Origin of the sequence: Phenylobacterium sp., from assembly GCF_031984885.1 — a bacterium.
In the GTDB taxonomy this organism is placed as follows: Bacteria; Pseudomonadota; Alphaproteobacteria; order Caulobacterales; family Caulobacteraceae; genus Phenylobacterium.
In genome coordinates, this window is record NZ_DAMABV010000002.1 from 160125 (window position 1) to 179224 (window position 19100).

Here is a 19100-nt window from a genome sequence, read left to right on the forward strand (position 1 = left end):
TTCATAAACCGCGTATTCAGGCTCGGTTCAGTGATCTGGCTCTAATGCTGCGGCTCATGAAACGCCTTCTTGTCATCGCCGTGTTGCTGGCGGCCGCCCCCGCGGCGGTCGCTCAACCGTACCCTGACTACGGCCGCCCGTCCTATGGCGGCCGGGGCGACCAGGACGCGGCGCGCGACGCCGTGCGCGGCGGACGCCAGGTGCCGCTGTCGCAGGTGATCGCCAACATCGCCGCGCGCACGCCGGGGCGTCAGCTCAACACCACCCAGGGCGACGCCGGCGGGCGGCCGGCCTACTTCGTCCAATGGCAGACCAACGACGGCCGGGTGATCATCTTCGTCGTCGACGCCCAGAGCGGTCAGATCATCTCGCGCCAAGGCGGCTAAGGAGTCTCATGCGTATTCTACTGGTCGAGGACGACCCGGACCTGTCGCGCCAGCTCAAGGCCGCGCTCGGCGACGCCGGCTATGCGGTCGATCACGCCGCCGACGGCGAGGAAGCCCAGTTCCTGGGCGAGACCGAGCCCTATGACGCGGTGATCCTGGACCTGGGCCTGCCCAAGGTGGACGGGGTCTCGGTGCTGGAGCGCTGGCGGCGCGAGAGCATGGCCGTGCCGGTGCTGATCCTGACCGCCCGCGGCGCCTGGAGCGAGAAGGTCGCCGGCTTCGACGCCGGGGCCGACGACTACCTGACCAAGCCGTTCCATACCGAGGAATTGCTGGCCCGCCTGCGGGCGCTGCTGCGCCGCTCGGCCGGCCATGCCGCGCCCAGCCTCTCGCTCGGCGGCCTGCGCCTGGACCCGCGCGCGGCGCGCGCCAGCGTCAACGGCGAGCCGCTGCGCCTGACCTCGCTGGAGTACCGCCTGCTGCATTACCTGATGATGCACCAGGGCCGGGTGATCAGCCGGACCGAGCTGGTCGAGCACCTGTACGACCAGGACTTCGACCGGGATTCCAACACCATCGAGGTGTTCATCGGCCGCCTGCGCAAGAAGATCGGCGCGGAGCGGATCGAGACCGTCCGCGGTCTCGGCTATCGCCTGACCGCGCCGGCCGAGGAACTGGGAGGCGGGGCGGCGGGCTCGTGACCATGCCGGCCCTCGGCCAGCCCTCGCTCGTCCGCCGGCTGGTGATCCTGGCGGCGGGCTGGAGCCTCGCCGTGCTGGTGGTCTGCGCGATCGTGCTGGCCCTGCTGTTCCAGCAGGCGGCGCTGCGCCGTTTCGACCAGGGCCTTTCCGAGCTCATCGACAACCTGACCGCCGGCACGACCATCGCCGAGAAGGGCGAGGTGGTCGCGCCGGCCCTGACCGACCTGCGGGCCCTGCGCGCCTTCTCGGGCAAGTACTGGCAGATCGCCGAACCGGGCGAGGCCGGCAAGCTGCGGGTGCTGGTGCGCTCGCGCTCGCTCTGGGACAGCGAACTGAAGTCGCCGCCCGACATCGTCCAGCGGCTGGACGCCGCGCCGGGCCGGCCGGTCTCCTACGACGCCTCCGGGCCGCTCAACGAACCGCTGCGGGTGATGGCGACCCAGGCCAAGCTGCCGGGCCGCGCCGCGCCGGTGGTGTTCATGGCGGCCGAGGACCGCAGCCCCGTGGACCGCGACGTCCGCGGCTTCGTGACCGCGACGGCCATCGCCTTCGTGCTGCTGGCGGTCGGGATGATCGCGGCGGTGGTCATCCAGGTGCGCGTCGGCCTCAATCCGCTGTTCGCCCTGCGGCGGGAGGTGGCCTCGGTCCGCCGCGGCAAGGCCGAGCGCGTGCAGCGCGCCTATCCCAGCGAACTTTCGCCCCTGGCCGACGAGCTCAATGCGCTGATGGCGCACAACCAGGAGGTCGTCGAGCGCCAGCGGACCCACGTCGGCAACCTGGCCCATGCGCTGAAGACCCCGCTGTCGGTGATGCTGACCGAGGCGCGCCAGACCGGCGGATCGCTGGCCGACGTGGTCGAGTCCCAGGCCGAGGCCATGCGCCAGCAGGTCGACCACCATCTGCGTCGCGCCCGCGCGGCGGCCCGCACCCAGGGCTCGGGCGAGCGGACCTCGGTCGCCGACGTGCTGGACGAGCTGTCGCGCACGCTGGAGCGGATCTTCGTCGACAAGGGCGTGGAGATCGACTGGGACGCTTCCGATGATCTCTACTTCCTGGGCGAGCGCCAGGACCTGCTGGAACTGGCGGGCAACGCCATGGAGAACGCCGGCAAGTGGTGCAAGGGCCGGGTTCGGGTTCGCGCCGTCGCCGCGCCGGGTGACCGGCTGCGCCTGACCATCGAGGACGACGGCGAAGGCCTGACGCCCCAGCAGCGCGAAACCGTCGTGCGGCGGGGAACGCGCCTGGACGAAAGCGCGCCGGGATCGGGGCTTGGCCTCTCCATCGTCGACGAACTGGCGCGGGCCTATGGCGGCTCGCTGAAATTGGGCGAGGCGCGGCTGGGCGGACTTCTGGTCGAGCTGGATCTGCCGCGGGCTGAGGCCTGATTCTCAAAGGCTTTTGGTAAAGCCTTAACTCGCGACAAGCCATGTTGCGGCTCGCGCGGGAGTGCGCCCGCGACTGGAGCGCCTTCTTCCATGGCCGGCTTGCCCGACGCCAAGATCGACATCGTCCGCACGCTCGTCGCCAGCGCGCCGGACAAGGTGGTCAGCGGGCTGCGCAACGCCCTGGCGGCCGCCGACGGCGACACCGCCCTGGCCGGAGTTCGCCGGGTGGTCGAGGCTGAGGTCGCCGAGCGCACCCTGCGCAACAGGGTGCTGGAGCCGATCGCGCCGCTGTTCATCGATCGCCGGGGAGATCCTGATCGGCTCGCCTTCCCGCCGCGCGCCCTGCCGTTGCTCTGGCGCGGCCTGCGCGCCGTCGCATCCGTCGATGTGGAGACCGCGGCCCTGGTCCTGGCCGACTTCGAACCGGGCGTCACGTCCACAGAGCCGTTCGATCGCCTGACGGAAAGGCTGGTCGAGGAGGTGGACCTGCGCGAGCAGCGCGACATCGTCGCCGCCCTGGACGTCATCGAGGCGGATCGGGCGGGCGGCGTGGCCGTTCTGCGTTCCTGCCTGGCGATGTCGCCGGTCGTGCGCCGGGCGACCGAGAAGCTGCCGGAATGGATCAGCCGCACGACGCAGGAGCGCGCCGCCGCCGCCCGGCTCGCCTATCGCGACGCCTGCCGCGGGGGCGAGGACGCCGGGCCGCGGTTCTTCGAGATGCTGGGCGCGCAGATGGCCGAGCCCTGGACCATCCTGCGGATCGTTTCGGCGGTGATGGATCATCCGACCGAGAGCTACCTCTCGGGATCGGAGCTGGCGGTGTTCGCCAACCGGCTGATGGACGCCGTCGACGCCAATCTGAAGGTCGTCGCGGGCTTCGACCTCAATGGCGGCGCGCCGGCCGGGCAGGCGGCGGCGGGGACGGTCGAAATCCTGACCTTGCAGATCAGCGAGCTCGAGAACGCCATCGACCTGGCGCGGGAGGGCGGCTGGGGCGGCCGGATCCAGAAGCAGAAGCAGTCGCTGGCCTCGGTCGTCGAGCGACGCCTGCGCGAGCTGCCGAAACTCCAGAGCGCCGCCCTTCCCAGCCAGAAGGTCCGTGTCGCCCGCGCCCTGATCTCCGAGCCGAGCCTGACCACGCCGCCGGACCCCGGCCATGTGCAGCGGTGCCGCGGCCTGCTGACCTTCGCCGAGGGCATCCGCGCCAGCGCCAACTACGGCGGCTTCGCCTCGACCCGGGTCAAGGTCATGGAAGCGGCCGGCGAAGCTCTCGACCAGTACGTCGAGGACGTCCTGTCGCTGGTGCGCGACGGCGAGGTTCCCGATCGCGAGATCGCGGCCCTGCGCCTGCAGGTCGCCGCCGAGTTCGCCGGGCTGATCCACGAGCCCCGCGCCAGCGACATCGTCCGCCGGCGGGCGGCGAGCGCGTTCGGCGCGGTGAAGGCGCCGCGGCCCGCGTGGGAGGATCCGGCCCGTCCGGTCTAATTTGGGGGCCTGCGCCGATCGGACCGGTGGAACTCCCAATCTCTTTCGGCTAAAGCCGCGCCATGATCGCGTTCTGGGTGGTCGCGGGCGTGCTCTCAGCGCTCTGCGCCGGTCTCGTCCTCTGGAGTTCGGCCCGTGCTGCGGCTGTCGCCGGCGCTGATGATCCGACGACGGCGGTGTACCGCCGCCAGCTTCGCGAAATCGACGACCTGGCCGACCGGGGCCTGATCCCCGCCTCCGAGCGGGCGATCGCCCACGCCGAGGCCGCGCGGCGCCTGCTGGGCGCGTCCGAAAGCAAGGCCGCGCCCTGGAGCGCCGACGTCGCCCTGCGCAAGCCCGTGCTCGCCGCCGCCGCGCTGACGCCGCTGATCGCCATTGGAATCTACGTCGCCGTCGGCTCGCCCGGACTGCCGGACCAGCCGTTCAAGACGCGGGTCGCCGCGTGGCGGGCGGCCGATCCTGCGGCGCTGACCCCGCCGCAGATGGCCGTGGTGCTGCAGTCGCTGATCGCCGAGCGCGGCGCCGACCCGGAGGCCTACGGCTTCCTCGCCCAGGCCGAGATGGCGTCCGACAATCCCGACGCCGCCGCCCGCGCGCTGCGCCGGGCGATCGAACTGGCGCCCGACCGCGCCGACCTCTGGGAGGGACTGGGCGAGGTGCTGCTGGTGCAGGCCGAGGGCGAGGTGACGCCCCAGGCCAGGCGCGCCTTCCAGGAAGCCGTCAAGCGTGATCCCAAGGCGGTCAGCGCCCGCTTCCATCTGGCCCGCGCCCAGGTGTCCGGCGGCGAGCGCGCCGAGGGCCTGGCCGCCTGGCGCGCCCTGGCCGCGGACCTGCCGGCCGACGATCCGCGCCGCGCGGCCGTCCAGCAGGCCATCGCCCAGGCGCAGGGCGCTCCGGCGCCCCAGCTCGACGGCGGGCAGATGGCGGCGGTCGAGGGCATGGTCGCCAGCCTGGCTGCGCGGCTGGAGGCCGAGCCCGACGATCCCGAGGGCTGGGTGCGCCTGGTGCGCTCCTACGCCGTGCTGGGCGACGCGGCCAAACGCGATGCGACTTTGACGGAAGCCAAGGCGCGCTACGCCGGAAAGGCCGATGTGCTGAAGGCCCTCGACCTGGCGGCGAAGACGGAACCGATGCGATGAGCGGCTGGCTGCCCAAATCCCCCAAGGCGCGTCGCCGCCTCTATCTGATCGCCGCGATCGCCCCGGTGCTCGCCCTGGCGGTCGGCCTGACGCTGTGGGGCCTCTCGGACTCGATCTCGTTCTTCTACACCCCGGCCCAGGCGGCCGAGGCCAAGCCGCCGCCTGGGCGCTCGATCCAGCTCGGCGGGCTGGTGCAGCCGGGCAGCGTGGTGAAGCACCCGGACGGACGGGTGGAGTTCACCGTCGCCGATCAGATGGCCGCCGCCAAGGTCCACTATTCGGGCGATCTGCCCGACCTGTTCCGCGAAGGGCAGGGGATCGTCGCCACCGGCGCCTTCCGCCCCGACGGCGACTTCGAGGCCAAGCAGGTGCTGGCCAAGCACGACGAGAAGTACATGCCGCGCGAGGTCGCCAAGGCCATCAAGGAGCAGGGGGAATGGCGCGGCGAAGGCGCGCCGCCGCCCAGCTATCAGACGGACGCGGCCGCCCGATGATCGTCGAGATCGGGGCGTTTTCGCTGGCCCTGGCCCTGGCGCTGTCCCTGGCCCAGGCCGTGCTCGGCGGCCTGGCGCGCCTGCGCCGCTCGCCGGTGCTGGCGGGCGCGGCGCAGGGGGCGGCGATCGCCGCCTTCGGGGGCCTGCTCGTGGCGTTCGCGGCGCTGATGTACGCCTTCGTGACGTCGGACTTCTCGGTCGCCAACGTCGCGGCCAATTCCCACACCGCCAAGCCGCTGCTCTATCGCGTGGCCGGGACCTGGGGCAGCCATGAAGGCTCGATGCTGCTGTGGTGCCTGGCGCTGACCGGCTGCGGGGCGGCGGTCGCCGCCTTCGGGCGCGACCTGCCGGCCGGGCTCAAGACCCTGACCATCGCCACCCAGGGCCTGCTGGGCGTCGTCTTCCTGGCCTACACCGTGTTCGCCTCCAACCCCTTCAACCGCATCGCCAATGCGCCGGTGGAGGGCCGCTCGCTCAACCCGCTGCTGCAGGATCCGGCCCTGGCCTTCCATCCGCCGGCGCTCTACGTCGGTTATGTCGGCATGTCGGTGGTGTTCTCCTTCGCCGTCGCCGCCCTGATCGAGGGGCGGGTCGACGCGGCCTGGGCTCGCTGGGTGCGGCCCTGGACCCTGGCGGCCTGGAGCGCGCTGACGGTCGGCATCGCCCTGGGGTCGTTCTGGGCCTATTACGAACTCGGCTGGGGCGGCTGGTGGTTCTGGGACCCGGTCGAGAACGCCAGCTTCATGCCCTGGCTGATCGCGGCGGCCCTGCTGCATTCGGCCATCGTCACCGAAAAGCGCGGCGCCCTGGCGGGATGGACGGTGTTCCTGGCCCTGGCCGCCTTCACCTTCTCGATGCTGGGCGCCTTCCTGGTGCGCTCGGGCGTGCTGACCTCGGTCCACGCCTTCGCCGTCGATCCGACCCGCGGCGTGCTGCTGTTGATGATTCTGGGCGTCACCGCCGGGGCGGGCTTCGCCCTCTTCGCCTGGCGCGCGCCGCTGTTCGCCCGCGGCGGGGTCTTCGCGCCGGTCAGCCGCGAGAGCGCGCTGGTGCTGAACAACATCCTGCTGGCGGCGGCCACGGCGACCGTCCTGCTGGGCACGCTCTATCCGCTGATCCGCGAGGCGGCGACGGGCGAGGCGATCTCGGTCGGGCCGCCGTTCTTCAACCTGACCTTCACGCCGCTGATGGCGGCGCTGGCGATCCTGCTGCCGGCCGGGCCGCTGCTGGCCTGGAAGCGCGGCGACGCCCAGGGCGTGCTGCAGCGCCTGTGGCTGGCGGCGCTCATCGCCCTGGCCTGCGGCGTGGCGGCCTACGCCCTGATCAGCCCGCGCAAGGCGTTCTCGGCGGCCGGCGTGGCCATGGGCGCATGGCTGGTGATCGGCGCCCTGGTCGAGCTGGGAGAGCGCACCCGCGCCTTCCGTGTCTCCGCGGGCGAGACCTGGCGGCGCCTGGTGGGCCTGCCGCGCGGCGCCTGGGGCATGACGCTGGCGCACCTTGGGCTGGGGGTGTTCATCCTGGGCGCCTGTTTCGAGACCGGCTGGAAGCTCGAGACGGCCGAGACCCTGCCGATCGGCGGCCGGCTGGACCTGGGCGAGTACAGCCTGGTGCTCGATGACATCCGGGGCGTCGAAGGCCCGAACTACGAGGCCGAGCGCGGCATGCTGCGCGCGTTCAAGGGCGAGAACGAGATCTGCGCGCCGAGGCCGGAGCGCCGGTTCTATCCGGCCGGCGGCCAGACCACCTCCGAGGTCGCCATCTGCACCCGTGGGCTGGACCACCTCTATGTCGTGCTGGGCGAGCGCCGGGACGCGGCCGGCGAGCCGGTCTGGCTGGTGCGGGCCTATTGGAACCCCTGGGCGCTGCTGATCTTCATCGGGCCGGGGATCATGGCCCTGGGCGGCGTGGTCTCGCTGTCGGACCGGCGGCTGCGCCTGGCGGCGGGCCGCAAGGCCGAGGCGGTCGCGTGAAGCGGTTCCTGGCCATGCTGGGGGCGGTGCTCTGCATCGCCGCCGCCTCCGATCCGGCCGAGCGCCTGCCCGACCCGGCCCAGGAGGCGCGGGCCCGGGAGCTGTTCCGGGAAGTCCGCTGCATGGTCTGCCAGAACGAGTCGATCGACGACTCGAACGCCGAGCTGGCGGCCGACCTGCGCCGCCTGGTCCGCGAGGAGGTCAAGGCCGGCAAGACCAACGACGAGGTGCGCAAGCACCTGACCGATCGCTACGGCGAGTTCGTGCTGCTCAAGCCGGCGTTCTCGCTCGGCAACGCCGCGCTGTGGGGCGCGCCGCTGGTGGTGGTGATTCTCGGGCTCTGGCTGTTGCTGCGCAGCTTCCGGAGCCGGCCCGCCGATCGGGAGCTATCGCCTGAGGAAGCCGCTCGCCTGGACGACCTGTCGGGGGATTGAGCAGCGTGACAAGATTGCGCCAAACATTGAACGCTATGAAGAGCCGAGCGTGACCTAAACGTAACTTGAGAGACATTGCGCTCTTTGGCATCGAAACTAGGTTGTCGGGGACGTGCCCGTGTTATCTGACCCCGGGCGCCCACAGGGAAATTGAAGGCTTATGACCTCGAAGAAGACCGGTTACCTCCTCGGCGCCCTGGCGGGCGTCGGCGTCGCTACTGCGGCCCTGGCCGGCGCCAATCTTTCGGACCCGCCGCGCGCGGAATCCAGCGTCCAGCGCGGCCTGCTGATGAAGACGTCGACGGCCCCGATCTTTGCGCCGCCGCCCGGCGCGCCGCTCTCCTTCGCCGACATCTTCGAGAAGGTTTCGCCGGCCGTCGTGTCGATCAACGTGACCTCGGACGTCGATCCCTCGGCCCTGCGCCGCGTGCCGGGCTTCGAGAACTTCCCGTTCGACATCGTGCCGCGCCAGCCGCCGGGCGGCGGCGGGGGGGATGACGAAGACGCCCAGCCGGGGCAAGGCCAGCAGGCTCCGGGCCGCGGCCAGCCGCGCCTGCCCAGCCAGCAATCCTCGGGCTCGGGCTTCTTCATCTCGGGCGACGGCTACATCGTCACCAACAATCACGTCGTCGAGAACGCCAAGGAGATCAAGGTCGTGCTCAAGGACGAGCGCGAACTCGACGCCGTGGTCGTCGGTCGCGACGAGGGGACCGACCTGGCCGTGCTCAAGGTCAAGGGCAGCGGCTTTCCCTATGTGAACTTCGAGAACGCCGGCAAGCCGCGCGTCGGCGACTGGGTCATCACGGTCGGCAATCCGTTCGGCCTGGGCGGCACCGCCACCGCCGGCATCATCTCGGCCTATGGCCGCGACATCGGCGAGACCTTCGTCGACTACATCCAGATCGACGCCCCCATCAACCGCGGCAACTCGGGCGGTCCGACCTTCGACGTCTATGGCCGGGTGATCGGGGTGAACACCGCGATCTTCTCGCCGTCGGGCGGCTCGGTCGGCATCGGCTTCGCGATCCCCGCGGACGTGGCCGACTCGATCACCAAGCAACTGATCTCGGGCGGCAAGATCACCCGCGGCTATATCGGCGCCTCGATCCAGAACTTCACGGCCGAGATGGCCGAGGCCCAGGGCATGGGCGCCCAGCGCGGCGCCATCGTCGCCAATGTGACGCCGGGCGGTCCGTCCGAGCGCGGCGGCCTGCAGTCGGGCGACGTCGTGACCTCGGTCAACGGCGTCAACGTCAAGACCTCCTCGGAACTGACCCGCGAGGTGGCCAAGGCCAAGCCGGGCGACGTGCTGCGCCTGGAGGTGCTGCGCGCGGGCAAGCGCAGGTCGATCGAGATCCGCTCGGGCGTGCGTCCGACCGAGCGCGAACTGGCGGCCAACGACAATCAGCAGGGCGGCCAAGGCCGCGGCGGCGGTGAAAAGCCGGAGGCCCAGGCCCAGCGCCCCGTGGTTCTCGGCCTGGCCCTGGCTCCGCTGGACGAGGCTTCGCGCCGTCGCCTGAACCTGGATCCCGGCTTCAAGGGCGTCCTGATCGCCAGCGTCGACCAGTCGTCCGACGCGGCCCTGCGCGGGCTGCGCAAGGACGACGTCCTGGTGCAGGCGAACGGCGAGCCGGTGACCACCGCGGCCGAGTTTTCCGCGGCGGTGACGGCGGCCAAGAAGGCCGGGCGCCAGAGCATCCTGATCGGCGTGCATCGCGGCGGGCGGACCTCCTTCCTGCCGCTGAAGATTTCCGGCTAGGTTGGACGGCGCGAGGGCGTGACAGCCGAGGGTGGACGCCAGCTTCGGCGACCGTCACGCTCCGAATTTCTAGAAACGGATCGATCCTTCCGGGATCGATCGGGGGTCCTGAGTCGATGCGGATTCTGATTGTCGAAGACGATCTGGAGGCGGCCGAGGTCATGGACCGCGGCCTCACCGAGGCCGGTCACGAATGCGTCCGGGCGAGCGACGGGGAGGCGGGCCTCTCCGCCGCCCATGCCGGCGAGTTCGAGGTGATGATCGTCGACCGCATGATGCCGCGGATGGACGGCGTCTCCATGGTCCAGGCGCTGCGGCGCGAGGGCGACCAGACCCCGGTCCTGTTCCTGTCGGCCCTGGGCGAGATCAACGACCGCGTCGAAGGCCTCAAGGCCGGCGGCGACGACTATCTGGTCAAGCCCTACGCCTTTGCCGAACTGATCGCCCGGGTCGAAGCCCTGTCGCGCCGTCGCGAGACGGGCTCGGTCCAGACCCTGCTGCGGGTCGGCGAGCTGGAAATGGACCTGATCGGCCGCACCGTGCACCGCCAGGGCAAGGAGATCGACCTGCAGCCGCGCGAGTTCCAACTGCTGGAGTTCATGATGCGGCACGCCGGCCAGTCGGTGACCCGCACCATGCTGCTGGAGAAGGTCTGGGAGTATCACTTCGACCCGCAGACCAACGTCATCGACGTGCACGTCTCGCGGTTGCGCTCCAAGATCGACAAGGGTTTCGACCGGGCGATGCTGCAGACCGTCCGCGGGGCGGGCTACCGCCTCGACCCGTAGGGTCCGGCGCGCCATGCGTCTGCCGAGGCTCTTCCGCACCACGCCGTTCCGGCTGACGCTGCTGTTCCTGGCGCTGTTCGCGGCGGCCGCCAGCGCCTTCCTGGCCTACATCTATCTGGCGACGGCCGGCGAGGCGACGCGGCGGACGGACCAGAACATCACCCGCGAGATGCGCTCGCTGGTCGCCGCCTACGACCGCGCCGGGGTCGATGCGGTCAACCAGTCGCTGATCGAGCGGGCGGCCAGCGAACGACCGTTCCTCTACCTGCTGATGAAGCCGGACGGGACGCGGATCTCGGGCTCCATCGCCGAGTCGCCCATCGAGGACGCGGGCGCCGGGGCCTCCACGCGCGCCAGCTTCTCGGTCACCGACTACGATAGCCAGGGCCGGCTGGTGAAGCATCCGGCCCGCGGGATCCAGGAGCGCCTCAGCGGCGGCGAGATTCTGTTCGTCGGCGCCGACATCAGCGAAGACCAGGCCTATGTGGTGAAGATCGTCCGCGCGCTCTGGGGGGCCGGGGCGCTGGTGATCGTGCTGGGGCTGGCCGGCGGCCTGCTGGTCAGCCGCAACGTCTCGCGCAGCATGGGCGCGCTCAACGACGTCGTCGCCGCCGTGCGCAACGGCGACTTCGACGCCCGCGCGGCGGTGCGCGGCGCCCGCGACGAGTTCGACGAGCTCTCCGAAGGCATCAACGAGATGCTGGACCGCCTGCAGCGCTCGATGTCGGGTCATCGCCACGCCGGCGACGCCATCGCTCATGACCTTCGTTCGCCGCTGACCCGGCTGCGGGCGCGGCTGGAGACCGCCTATCTCGACGTCGAGGCGGGCAAGGGCGACGCCCAGGAGGCGCTCGCCCAGGCGCTGGACGACACCGACGGCGTGCTCAAGACCTTCAGCGCCGTGCTGGCGATCGCCCGCCTGCAGGCGGCCGGCCAGGCGCCGGACCAGATCCTGTTCGATCCGGCGGAGCTCGCGGCCGACCTTGCCGAGCTCTACGAGCCGACCTGCGAGGACAAGGGCCTGGAGTTCGGCGCCGAGCTGGCCAAGAACCTCCAGGTCCGCGGCAACCGCGAGTTCCTGGCCCAGGCGCTGGCCAACCTGCTGGACAACGCGGTCAAGTACACGCCCGCCGGCGGGGCGATCATGCTGCGCGTGCGCCGCCGGTCCTCCGGCGAGATCGAGTTCTCGGTCACCGACACCGGGCCCGGCGTGCCCGACGAGGACCGCGCCCGCGTGGTCGAGCGCTTCGTGCGCCTGGAAAACAGCCGCAGCGAGCCGGGATCGGGCCTGGGCCTCTCACTCGTCGCCGCCGTCGCCGAGGCGCATGGCGGCCGGCTCGAACTGTCCGAGGGGCCGGGTAAGGTCGGTGAAATGGGCCCTGGCCTGCGCGTGGCGCTCATCCTGCCGCGGGCGGCCTGATCATCTGATCGAGGCCAGCTTCACGAGCGCCCTGGTGAAATGTCCATCAGGCGCCGTCTAATGTCGTCGTGATGACTCGCTTGATAGACGCCCTTCGCCCCTGCGGCCCGATCGCCGACGAAAAGGCCGCCGACCGCGCCCGCAACGTGCTCGCCGAGAGCGCCGTCGGCGACGGCTGGACGTCCGTGCTCGACCAGGCCTGGCCCGCGCTCGCGCCGGTGTTCGGCGCTTCGCCCTATCTGACCAGCCTGGCGCGGCGCGATCCGGCCCGGCTGCGGGCCTTGCTCGAAAGCGAGCCGGGCGCCCGGTTCGAGGACCTGCTGGCTCGCACCGGCGCCCTGGCCGATGCGGATTGGGAAGGCGCCAAGTCGGGCCTGCGCAAGCTGAAGGCCGAGGCCCACCTGCTGATCGCCCTGGCCGATCTCGGCGGGGTCTGGGACCTCGATCAGGTCACCGGCGCCCTGACCCGCTTCGCCGACGCGGCCCTGGCCTCGGCCCTGATCGTATCCGCCCGCGGCGAGCTCGAGGCCGGCCGCCTGACCCGCATGGGCTCGGGCGACGAGGGGCCGGTCCCCGGCTGGTTCTGCATCGCCATGGGCAAGCACGGCGCCTATGAGCTGAACTATTCCAGCGACATCGACATCTCGGTCTTCTACGAGCCCGACGTCCTGCCGCTGGCCGAGGGCGTGGAGACCCAGGCCTTCGCCGTCCGCCTGACGCATCGCCTGGCCGAGCTGATGCAGGACAAGACCGGCGACGGCTACGTGTTCCGCGTCGACCTGCGCCTGCGTCCCGACCCGTCGTCGACGCCGCCGGCGGTCCCGGCGCCGGCCGCCTTCGACTATTATGAGAGCGTCGGCCAGAACTGGGAGCGGGCGGCATTCATCAAGGCCCGCGCGGCGGCGGGCGACGTCGGCCGCGGCAAGGCGTTCCTCGACGAACTGGCGCCGTTCATCTGGCGCAAGAACCTCGACTTCGCGGCCATCGCCGACATCCATTCGATCAAGCGCCAGATCCATGTGCACAAGGTCGACGACCGGCTGACCGCCAAGGGCGTGGACCTGAAGCTGGGACGCGGCGGCATCCGCGAGATCGAGTTCTACGTCCAGACCCAGCAACTGATCCTGGGCGGGCGGCACCCGGAGCTGCGTTCCCCGCGCACGCTCGACGCCCTTCGCGCCCTGGAAGCGGCCGGCCACGTCTCGGCGCAGGCCGTGGACGAACTGACCGAGTCCTATCGCCAGCTCCGTTCGGCCGAGCACCGCGTACAGATGCTGGCCGATGAGCAGACCCATCGGCTGTCGGAGTCCGACGGCGAGCGCAAGCGCGTGGCGGCGCTGTCGGGCTATGACCGCGTGCGAAGCTTCGACGCCGCCATCGAGCGCACCCTGAAGACCGTCAACCGGCGCTATGGCGAGCTGTTCCCGGACGAGGAGCAGTTGTCGTCGCGGTTCGGCAGCCTGATCTTCACCGGCGTCGAGGACGATCCCGAGACCCTGGCCACCCTGGCCCGCATGGGCTTCTCCCATCCCGCGACGGTGTCGCAGACCATCCGTAGCTGGCACCACGGCCACATCCAGGCGACCCGCACCGAGCGCGGGCGCGAGCTCTTCACGCGCCTGGCGCCGCGCCTGCTGGACGCCGCCCAGGCCAGCGGCGCGCCGGATGCGGCCTTCACCCGCTTCGAAGCCTTCTTCTCCAAGCTGTCGTCCGGCGTGCAACTGCAGTCGCTGTTCCTGGCCCAGCCGAAGCTGTTCGAGCTGATGGTCCAGGTGATGGCGTTCGCCCCGCGGCTCGCCAGCACCCTGGCGCGGCGGCCGGCGGCGCTGGACGCCCTGCTCGACGGCGCGTTCTTCGCCGACATCGACACCGACGAGGACCGCAGCGTCATGGCCCTGGCGGTCTCGCGCGCCGATGGGTTCGAGGAGGTGATGGACGCCGTGCGCCGGGTCCATCGCGAGCTGGCCTTCCGCGTGGGCGTGCAGGTGATGAGCGGCGCGGCCACCGCCGAGGTCGCCGGGCGCGCCTTCGCCAACCTCGCCGACGTCTGCATGGAGGCGCTGGCGCCGGCCGCCCTGGCCGAGGCCGAACGGTTGGGCGGCCAGTTCCCGGGCGAGGTGGCGGTCATCGCGCTCGGCAAGTGCGGATCGCGCGAGATGAGCGCCGGCTCGGACCTCGACCTGATGACGCTCTACCGCCCGGCCGAGCCGGGCGCGGCCTCATCGGTCAAGGAGTGGAGCGCCGACGTCTTCTATGGCCGCTTCACCCAGCGCCTGATCGCCGCGCTCTCGACGCCCACCGGCGAGGGCGAGCTCTACGAGGTCGACATGCAGTTGCGCCCGTCCGGCACCAAGGGGCCGGTGGCGGTCAGCTTCACGGCCTTCGAGGACTATTACGAGCGCGAGGCCGAGACCTGGGAACTGCTGGCCCTGACGCGGGCGCGCGTCGTCTGGGCCTCGTCGCCGGCCTTCGCCGAGGCGGCGGCGGGCGCCATCGAGGCCGCCCTGCGCCGCTCCCGAGACCGGGCGCGCACCGCCGCCGACGTGCGCGACATGCGCCGCCTGCTGGAGCAGGAGCGCCCGCCCAAGGGCGAATGGGACCTGAAGCTGTCGCCCGGCGGCCTGGTGGACATCGAGTTCGCCGCCCAGTTCCTGCAACTGGCGCACGCCGCGGACGGCGGCCCGCTGCGCCAGAACACCGCCGAGGCCCTGGCCGCCTTCGATGGCCTGGCGCCGGCCGACGCCCTGGCGGCGCTGCGCAAGGCCTGGACCCTGCAGCAGAACCTGACGCAGCTTCTGAAGGTCGCCCTGGGCGACAACGGCGATCCGAGCGACGAGCCCAAGGCGTTCCGTGCGCTGCTGGCGCGCGCCGGCGAGGCGCGCGACTTCCGGGCCCTGCGCAGCAAGCTCGAGACCTCCCGCAAAGGCGCGCGGGCGGCCTACGAAACGATTGTGGGAACCTGAGCGACGGAGCCGGCGGCCTCGCGCGTTGAAGAGTCGACGAACGTGCGGGATCGAAGGGAAACCCTGGCCATGCGCCGGAACAGAGGCCGTGACGGCGGTTGAAGGACATAGCAGGCTCGCATCCCTCGCGAGCGAGGTGAGGCTTGAGCGATCCGGACGAGGAGCTGCTGACGCGGGTGGGCGAGGGCGACCCCGCCGCCGTGCGCGCGCTCGTGGCCCGCAAGCTGCCGCGCCTGCTCGCTCTGGCCGGGCGGATGCTGGGCGATCCCTCCGAGGCCGAGGACGTGGCCCAGGAGACCTTCGTGCGGGCCTGGAAGCAGGCGCGCGACTGGCGGCCGGGAACCGCGCGGTTCGACACCTGGCTGCACCGCGTGGCCCTGAACCTCTGCTACGACCGCCTGCGCCGCCGGCGCGAGGTGGCGACCGATACGCCGCCGGATCGCCCCGACGAGGGGCCGGCGCCCGACCGCGGGCTGGAGGCCAGGGATGTCGGAGATCGGGTCGCCGCGGCCATGCAGCGCCTGCCCGAGCGCCAGCGGGAGGCGATCGTGCTGTGTCACTACCAGGAGCTCTCGAACATCGAGGCCGCCGCGCTGATGGGCGTCAGCGTCGAGGCGCTGGAGAGCCTGCTGGGGCGGGGAAGGCGTGCGTTGCGTGCGGCGTTGGCGGATATGGCGGGAGACTAGGGACATGACCCACGAACGGTTCGAGATCCTGGCCCAGGCCTATGGCGGCGACATCGCCCGTTGGCCGGCGGCGGAGCGCGACGCCGCGGCCCTGCTGATGGCGTCGGAGCCCGAGTTCGCCCGGAGGGTGCTGAGCGACGCCGGCGAGCTGGACGAGGCGCTCGACCTTTGGGCGCCGATGGCGGTTTCGGCCGATCTGCGCCAGGCGGTGATCGACTCGGCGCCGCCCATGCGCCGTTCATGGGGCCTGCGGTCCTGGTTCATGCGGGCCGGGGTCGGGGCGGGGCTGGCCGCGGCCTGCGCTGCGGGCCTGATCGTGGGGGTGAAGCTGTCCGACGCCGCGCAACCCATGCAGCCCGACGAGACCGTGAGCGCGGCGCTGAGCAACTATGACGATCTCTCGGGCCTGATCGTCGGGGAGGGCGTCTAGATGAGCCGCAAGGCCCTGTTTGTCATGCTGTTCGTGTCCCTGGCGGTGAACCTGTTCCTGGTCGGGGCGCTGGCGGGGGGGCTGGTGGTCGGCCAGCGCTTCCGCGCCGATCGCCCGCCGATGGCGTCGCGTCCGGTCCAGCCGCTGTGGCGCGCCGGGGATGTCCTGCCGCCCGACCGGGCGCAGGCCTACCGCCAGGCGCTGCGCGACGAGGCCCCGGGCATGCGCGAGACGATGCGCGCGGCCCGCGCGGCCCGCCAGGACGCCTGGCGCGCGATCGGGCAGGACCCGTTCGACCCGGTTGCGACGAAGCGGCGCCTGGCGGAGATCCGCGCCCAGGAAGCCGGCGCCCGCGGCCAGATCGACGACAACGTGGTCGACTTCGCCGCCGGCCTGTCGCCGGCCGACCGGGCCGCCTTGGCCCGCGGCCTGACCGAGCGGCCGCGCGGTCCCTCGCCGCAGGAAGGCCGTCGGGAGCGCTAGGCGGCGGCGAAGCCGCCGGTCGTCCTGACCGCTTCGCCCTGGTGCAGGGGGATGGTGAACGAGACCATCGTCCCCTCGCCGGGCGCGCTCTGCATGTCGAGCATGCCGCCATGCATCTCGACCAGCGACTTGGTGAGCGCCAGGCCAAGGCCCGTGCCCTGGGTGGTCTTGGAGTGCTGGCTCTCGACCTGTTCGAACGGTCGCGCCAGGCGGGCCAGGTCGTCCTGGGCGATGCCGATGCCGGTGTCCTGGACGCTGACCCGGATGCTCTCGCCGGTCGGGTCGCGCCGGCCCTCGGCGCGCACCGTGACGCGGCCGCCGCGGGGGGTGAACTTGATGGCGTTGGAGAGCAGGTTCAGCAGCACCTGCTTGACCGCGCGATAGTCGGCGTCGACCTCCGGCAGATGCGGGAAGTCGATCGACAGCGTCAGGCCCGCCGCCTCGGCGCGGTTGCGCACTAGGCGGGCGGCGTCCTCGGCCACCTCTTCCAGGGCCAGCGGCTCGAACTTCAGGCTCATCTTGCCGGCCTCGATCTTCGACATGTCGAGGATGTCGTTGATCAGCGCCAGCAGGTGCTGACCCGAGGACAGGATGTCCTGGGCGTAGCCCTTGTAGCGCGGGTCGCCCAGCGTCCCGAACATCTCGCCGACCATGATCTCGGAGAAGCCGTTGATGGCGTTCAGCGGCGTGCGCAACTCGTGGCTCATATTGGCCAGGAACTCGCTCTTGGCCTTGTTGGCGCCCTCGGCGCGGACCTTCTCCATCTCGTACTTGCGGGCGAGTTCCGAAAGCTGCTCCTGGCTGCGCTCCAGGTTGAAGACCGCCTTTTCGAGCTGCTCTTCGTTGAGCCGGCGAGCCTCTTCCTGGGTCTTGATGGCGGTGATGTCGGCGGCGGTCATCACCAGGCCGCCCTCGGCGGTGCGCCGTTCAGAGATCTGGATCCAGCGGCCGTCGGCCAGTTCGGCCTCGCGCACGCCCTTGCGGCCGTCGGGGCTGGGCGCTTCCTGTTGGATGGCGAGCTGGGCGAAGCGGCTGACCTCGTCGCGCGTCGCGCCCGGCTTCAGCAGCCGGGGCTCCAGCGAGAAGACGTTGCGGAAGTTCTGGTTGCAGAGCAGCAGCCGACCGTTGCGGTCCCAGAGCACGAAGGCCTCGGAGACGCTCTCGATGGCGTCGCGCAGGCGCCCTTCGGCGGCCTGGGCGCGGGCCTGGGCCATGCGTTCCTCGGTGACGTCGAGCGCCACGCCGATGATGCGGGAATAGCCCTCGTGATCGGGGCGGCCGAAGGCCTGGCCGCGGGCGTCGATCCAGATCGGCCGTCCGCCTTGCGGCGAGGGCACGCGGAACGAGACGTCGAACCCGCCATAGGTCGCGGCGGTCGACAGCGCCTGGCGCACGCGCTCGCGGTGATCGGGCGACACGCGGTCCAGCACCTCCTGTCCGGAAACCACGCCGCCGCCGCCCCAGCCGAAGATCGCGCCGGTGACGTCGGACATGAACATCTGGTCGGTGGCCAGGTCCCATTCCCAGATGCCGCAACGCGCGGCCTCGACCGCCAGCCGGAAGCGCTGCTCGGAATCGATGAAGGCCTGCTGGGCGCTCTCGACCTTGCGGCTCTGGCCCAACAACAGCAGCCCGAGTGCGAAGGCGACGGCCAACGGCGCGGTCAGCCAGGCGAGCTCCCGGCTGACGGAACGGTTCTCGTGGGCGCTGGAAGGGGTGGCGGCCACGGTCAGCAGCGCGCCGCCCATCGCCGGCCGGGCGATCAAGTCCAGCGCCGCGCCGTCCGGCTTGACGCCCTTGAGCAGGCCGGACGCGCGGGAAAGATCGGCGGCGGAGACGCCGAACGCCTGGCTCACGTCCAGGGCCTGGGACGGGCCGCCGGCGCCGACCGCGGCGATGATCTGCCCGCGGGAGGTCGCCACCGCCTGGTTCGGCGACAGCGCCGCGCCCAAGCGGCCGGGATTTCCGATGGCCACGATCCGGCGGGGGCCCTTGGCGGTGACCGCTGTGACCGAAGCGGCCAGCGCCGCCGATTGGCCCGAACCGCCGATCCAGAGGTCGCTCTTGGCCCGGTCGATCTCGGCCGACAGGGCGCGCCAGTCGACGCCCGGGGCCTTGCCCGCCACGGCGATGACGCCCTGGTCGTCGAGGATGGCGACGGCGATGGCGGCTCCGGCCGCAGCCGTCAGGCCGGTCTCGGCCGCGTCCAGCGGCGGGTCCGCCTTGCGCTGCAGCGTCTCGCGGGCGGCGAGCAGGCCGCCGCGCAGGGCCGCGCCCTCGACGTCGACCCGCGCGGCCAGCGCCTCGGCCCGGCTGGGCAGGGCGGCGTTCTGCAGGGTCTGGACCTGGGGCTCGCGACCGATCCGAATGACCGCGACGGCGGTGTAGACCGCCAGCAGCAGCAGGGTCGACAGGATGGCGATACGGATGAAGCCCTGATGGGCGACAAGCTTCCTACCCGGCGCGGGGGCGCCGCGCAGGTGGCCTGGCCGTGTCCCGGCCGTGTCCTCGCCCCCGCGTTTGGCCAAAGCCCAGCCGCTCCTTTGCGCGCCGATTCACCTTAACGGGGAGTCTACG

Annotated in this window: 16 protein-coding genes; 15 read left to right on the plus strand and 1 reads right to left on the minus strand. The window is 71.6% G+C overall.

Going from position 1 to position 19100, the window contains the following annotated elements; all coding sequences use genetic code 11:
- The first annotated feature begins 56 nt into the window (after window positions 1-56).
- From RTL41_RS04190 to RTL41_RS04260, 15 genes are all read left to right on the plus strand, one after another.
- Entirely contained in the window at window positions 57-386 is a 330-nt protein-coding gene (locus tag RTL41_RS04190) for a PepSY domain-containing protein (protein ID WP_312161654.1), read from the plus strand.
- Window positions 387-394: 8 nt separating this feature from the next.
- On the plus strand, window positions 395-1087 hold the full coding sequence (locus RTL41_RS04195) for a response regulator transcription factor (RefSeq protein WP_269628631.1): 693 nt from the start codon (window positions 395-397) through the stop codon (window positions 1085-1087).
- A gap of 2 nt (window positions 1088-1089) precedes the next feature.
- The gene (locus tag RTL41_RS04200; RefSeq protein ID WP_312162232.1) at window positions 1090-2472 is read left to right on the plus strand and encodes a sensor histidine kinase; all 1383 of its coding nucleotides are present in this window, start codon (window positions 1090-1092) and stop codon (window positions 2470-2472) included.
- 90 nt (window positions 2473-2562) lie between these two features.
- Window positions 2563-3957, plus strand: a complete 1395-nt coding sequence (locus tag RTL41_RS04205; RefSeq protein WP_312161657.1) for a hypothetical protein — start codon at window positions 2563-2565, stop codon at window positions 3955-3957.
- 62 nt (window positions 3958-4019) lie between these two features.
- Window positions 4020-5096, plus strand: coding sequence for a c-type cytochrome biogenesis protein CcmI (gene ccmI / locus RTL41_RS04210; protein WP_312161659.1), 1077 nt, complete (start codon window positions 4020-4022; stop codon window positions 5094-5096).
- On the plus strand, window positions 5093-5590 hold the full coding sequence (ccmE, locus tag RTL41_RS04215) for a cytochrome c maturation protein CcmE (RefSeq protein WP_312161661.1): 498 nt from the start codon (window positions 5093-5095) through the stop codon (window positions 5588-5590). Before ccmI ends, ccmE begins: the two co-directional genes overlap by 4 nt.
- Window positions 5587-7560, plus strand: coding sequence for a heme lyase CcmF/NrfE family subunit (locus RTL41_RS04220; protein WP_312162234.1), 1974 nt, complete (start codon window positions 5587-5589; stop codon window positions 7558-7560). Before ccmE ends, RTL41_RS04220 begins: the two co-directional genes overlap by 4 nt.
- A complete protein-coding gene (locus RTL41_RS04225; protein WP_409418303.1) occupies window positions 7557-7994 on the plus strand; it encodes a cytochrome c-type biogenesis protein CcmH in 438 nt (145 codons plus the stop codon). Before RTL41_RS04220 ends, RTL41_RS04225 begins: the two co-directional genes overlap by 4 nt.
- Before the next feature lie 160 nt (window positions 7995-8154).
- Window positions 8155-9753 (plus strand): Do family serine endopeptidase, encoded by a 1599-nt coding sequence (locus tag RTL41_RS04230; RefSeq protein ID WP_312161664.1) that lies wholly within the window; start codon window positions 8155-8157, stop codon window positions 9751-9753.
- Between the two features lie 116 nt (window positions 9754-9869).
- Window positions 9870-10541: a response regulator transcription factor gene (locus RTL41_RS04235; RefSeq protein WP_312161667.1), complete on the plus strand. Its 672-nt coding sequence runs from the start codon at window positions 9870-9872 to the stop codon at window positions 10539-10541.
- Between the two features lie 13 nt (window positions 10542-10554).
- Window positions 10555-11961: a HAMP domain-containing sensor histidine kinase gene (locus RTL41_RS04240; RefSeq protein WP_312161668.1), complete on the plus strand. Its 1407-nt coding sequence runs from the start codon at window positions 10555-10557 to the stop codon at window positions 11959-11961.
- A 71-nt stretch (window positions 11962-12032) separates the two neighbouring features.
- Window positions 12033-14924: a bifunctional [glutamine synthetase] adenylyltransferase/[glutamine synthetase]-adenylyl-L-tyrosine phosphorylase gene (locus tag RTL41_RS04245; RefSeq protein ID WP_312161669.1), complete on the plus strand. Its 2892-nt coding sequence runs from the start codon at window positions 12033-12035 to the stop codon at window positions 14922-14924.
- Between the two features lie 143 nt (window positions 14925-15067).
- Window positions 15068-15610 carry an RNA polymerase sigma factor gene (locus RTL41_RS04250; protein WP_312161671.1) on the plus strand — a complete coding sequence of 181 codons (543 nt, stop codon included), beginning with the start codon at window positions 15068-15070 and terminating at the stop codon, window positions 15608-15610.
- A 4-nt stretch (window positions 15611-15614) separates the two neighbouring features.
- Window positions 15615-16040 carry a hypothetical protein gene (locus tag RTL41_RS04255; protein ID WP_312161673.1) on the plus strand — a complete coding sequence of 142 codons (426 nt, stop codon included), beginning with the start codon at window positions 15615-15617 and terminating at the stop codon, window positions 16038-16040.
- On the plus strand, window positions 16041-16523 hold the full coding sequence (locus tag RTL41_RS04260) for a periplasmic heavy metal sensor (protein WP_312161675.1): 483 nt from the start codon (window positions 16041-16043) through the stop codon (window positions 16521-16523).
- Here RTL41_RS04260 and RTL41_RS04265 read toward each other — a convergent pair.
- Window positions 16520-19051, minus strand: a complete 2532-nt coding sequence (locus tag RTL41_RS04265) for an ATP-binding protein (protein WP_312161677.1) — start codon at window positions 19049-19051, stop codon at window positions 16520-16522. The two genes, RTL41_RS04260 and RTL41_RS04265, sit on opposite strands and share 4 nt — an antisense overlap.
- Window positions 19052-19100 lie beyond the last annotated feature (49 nt).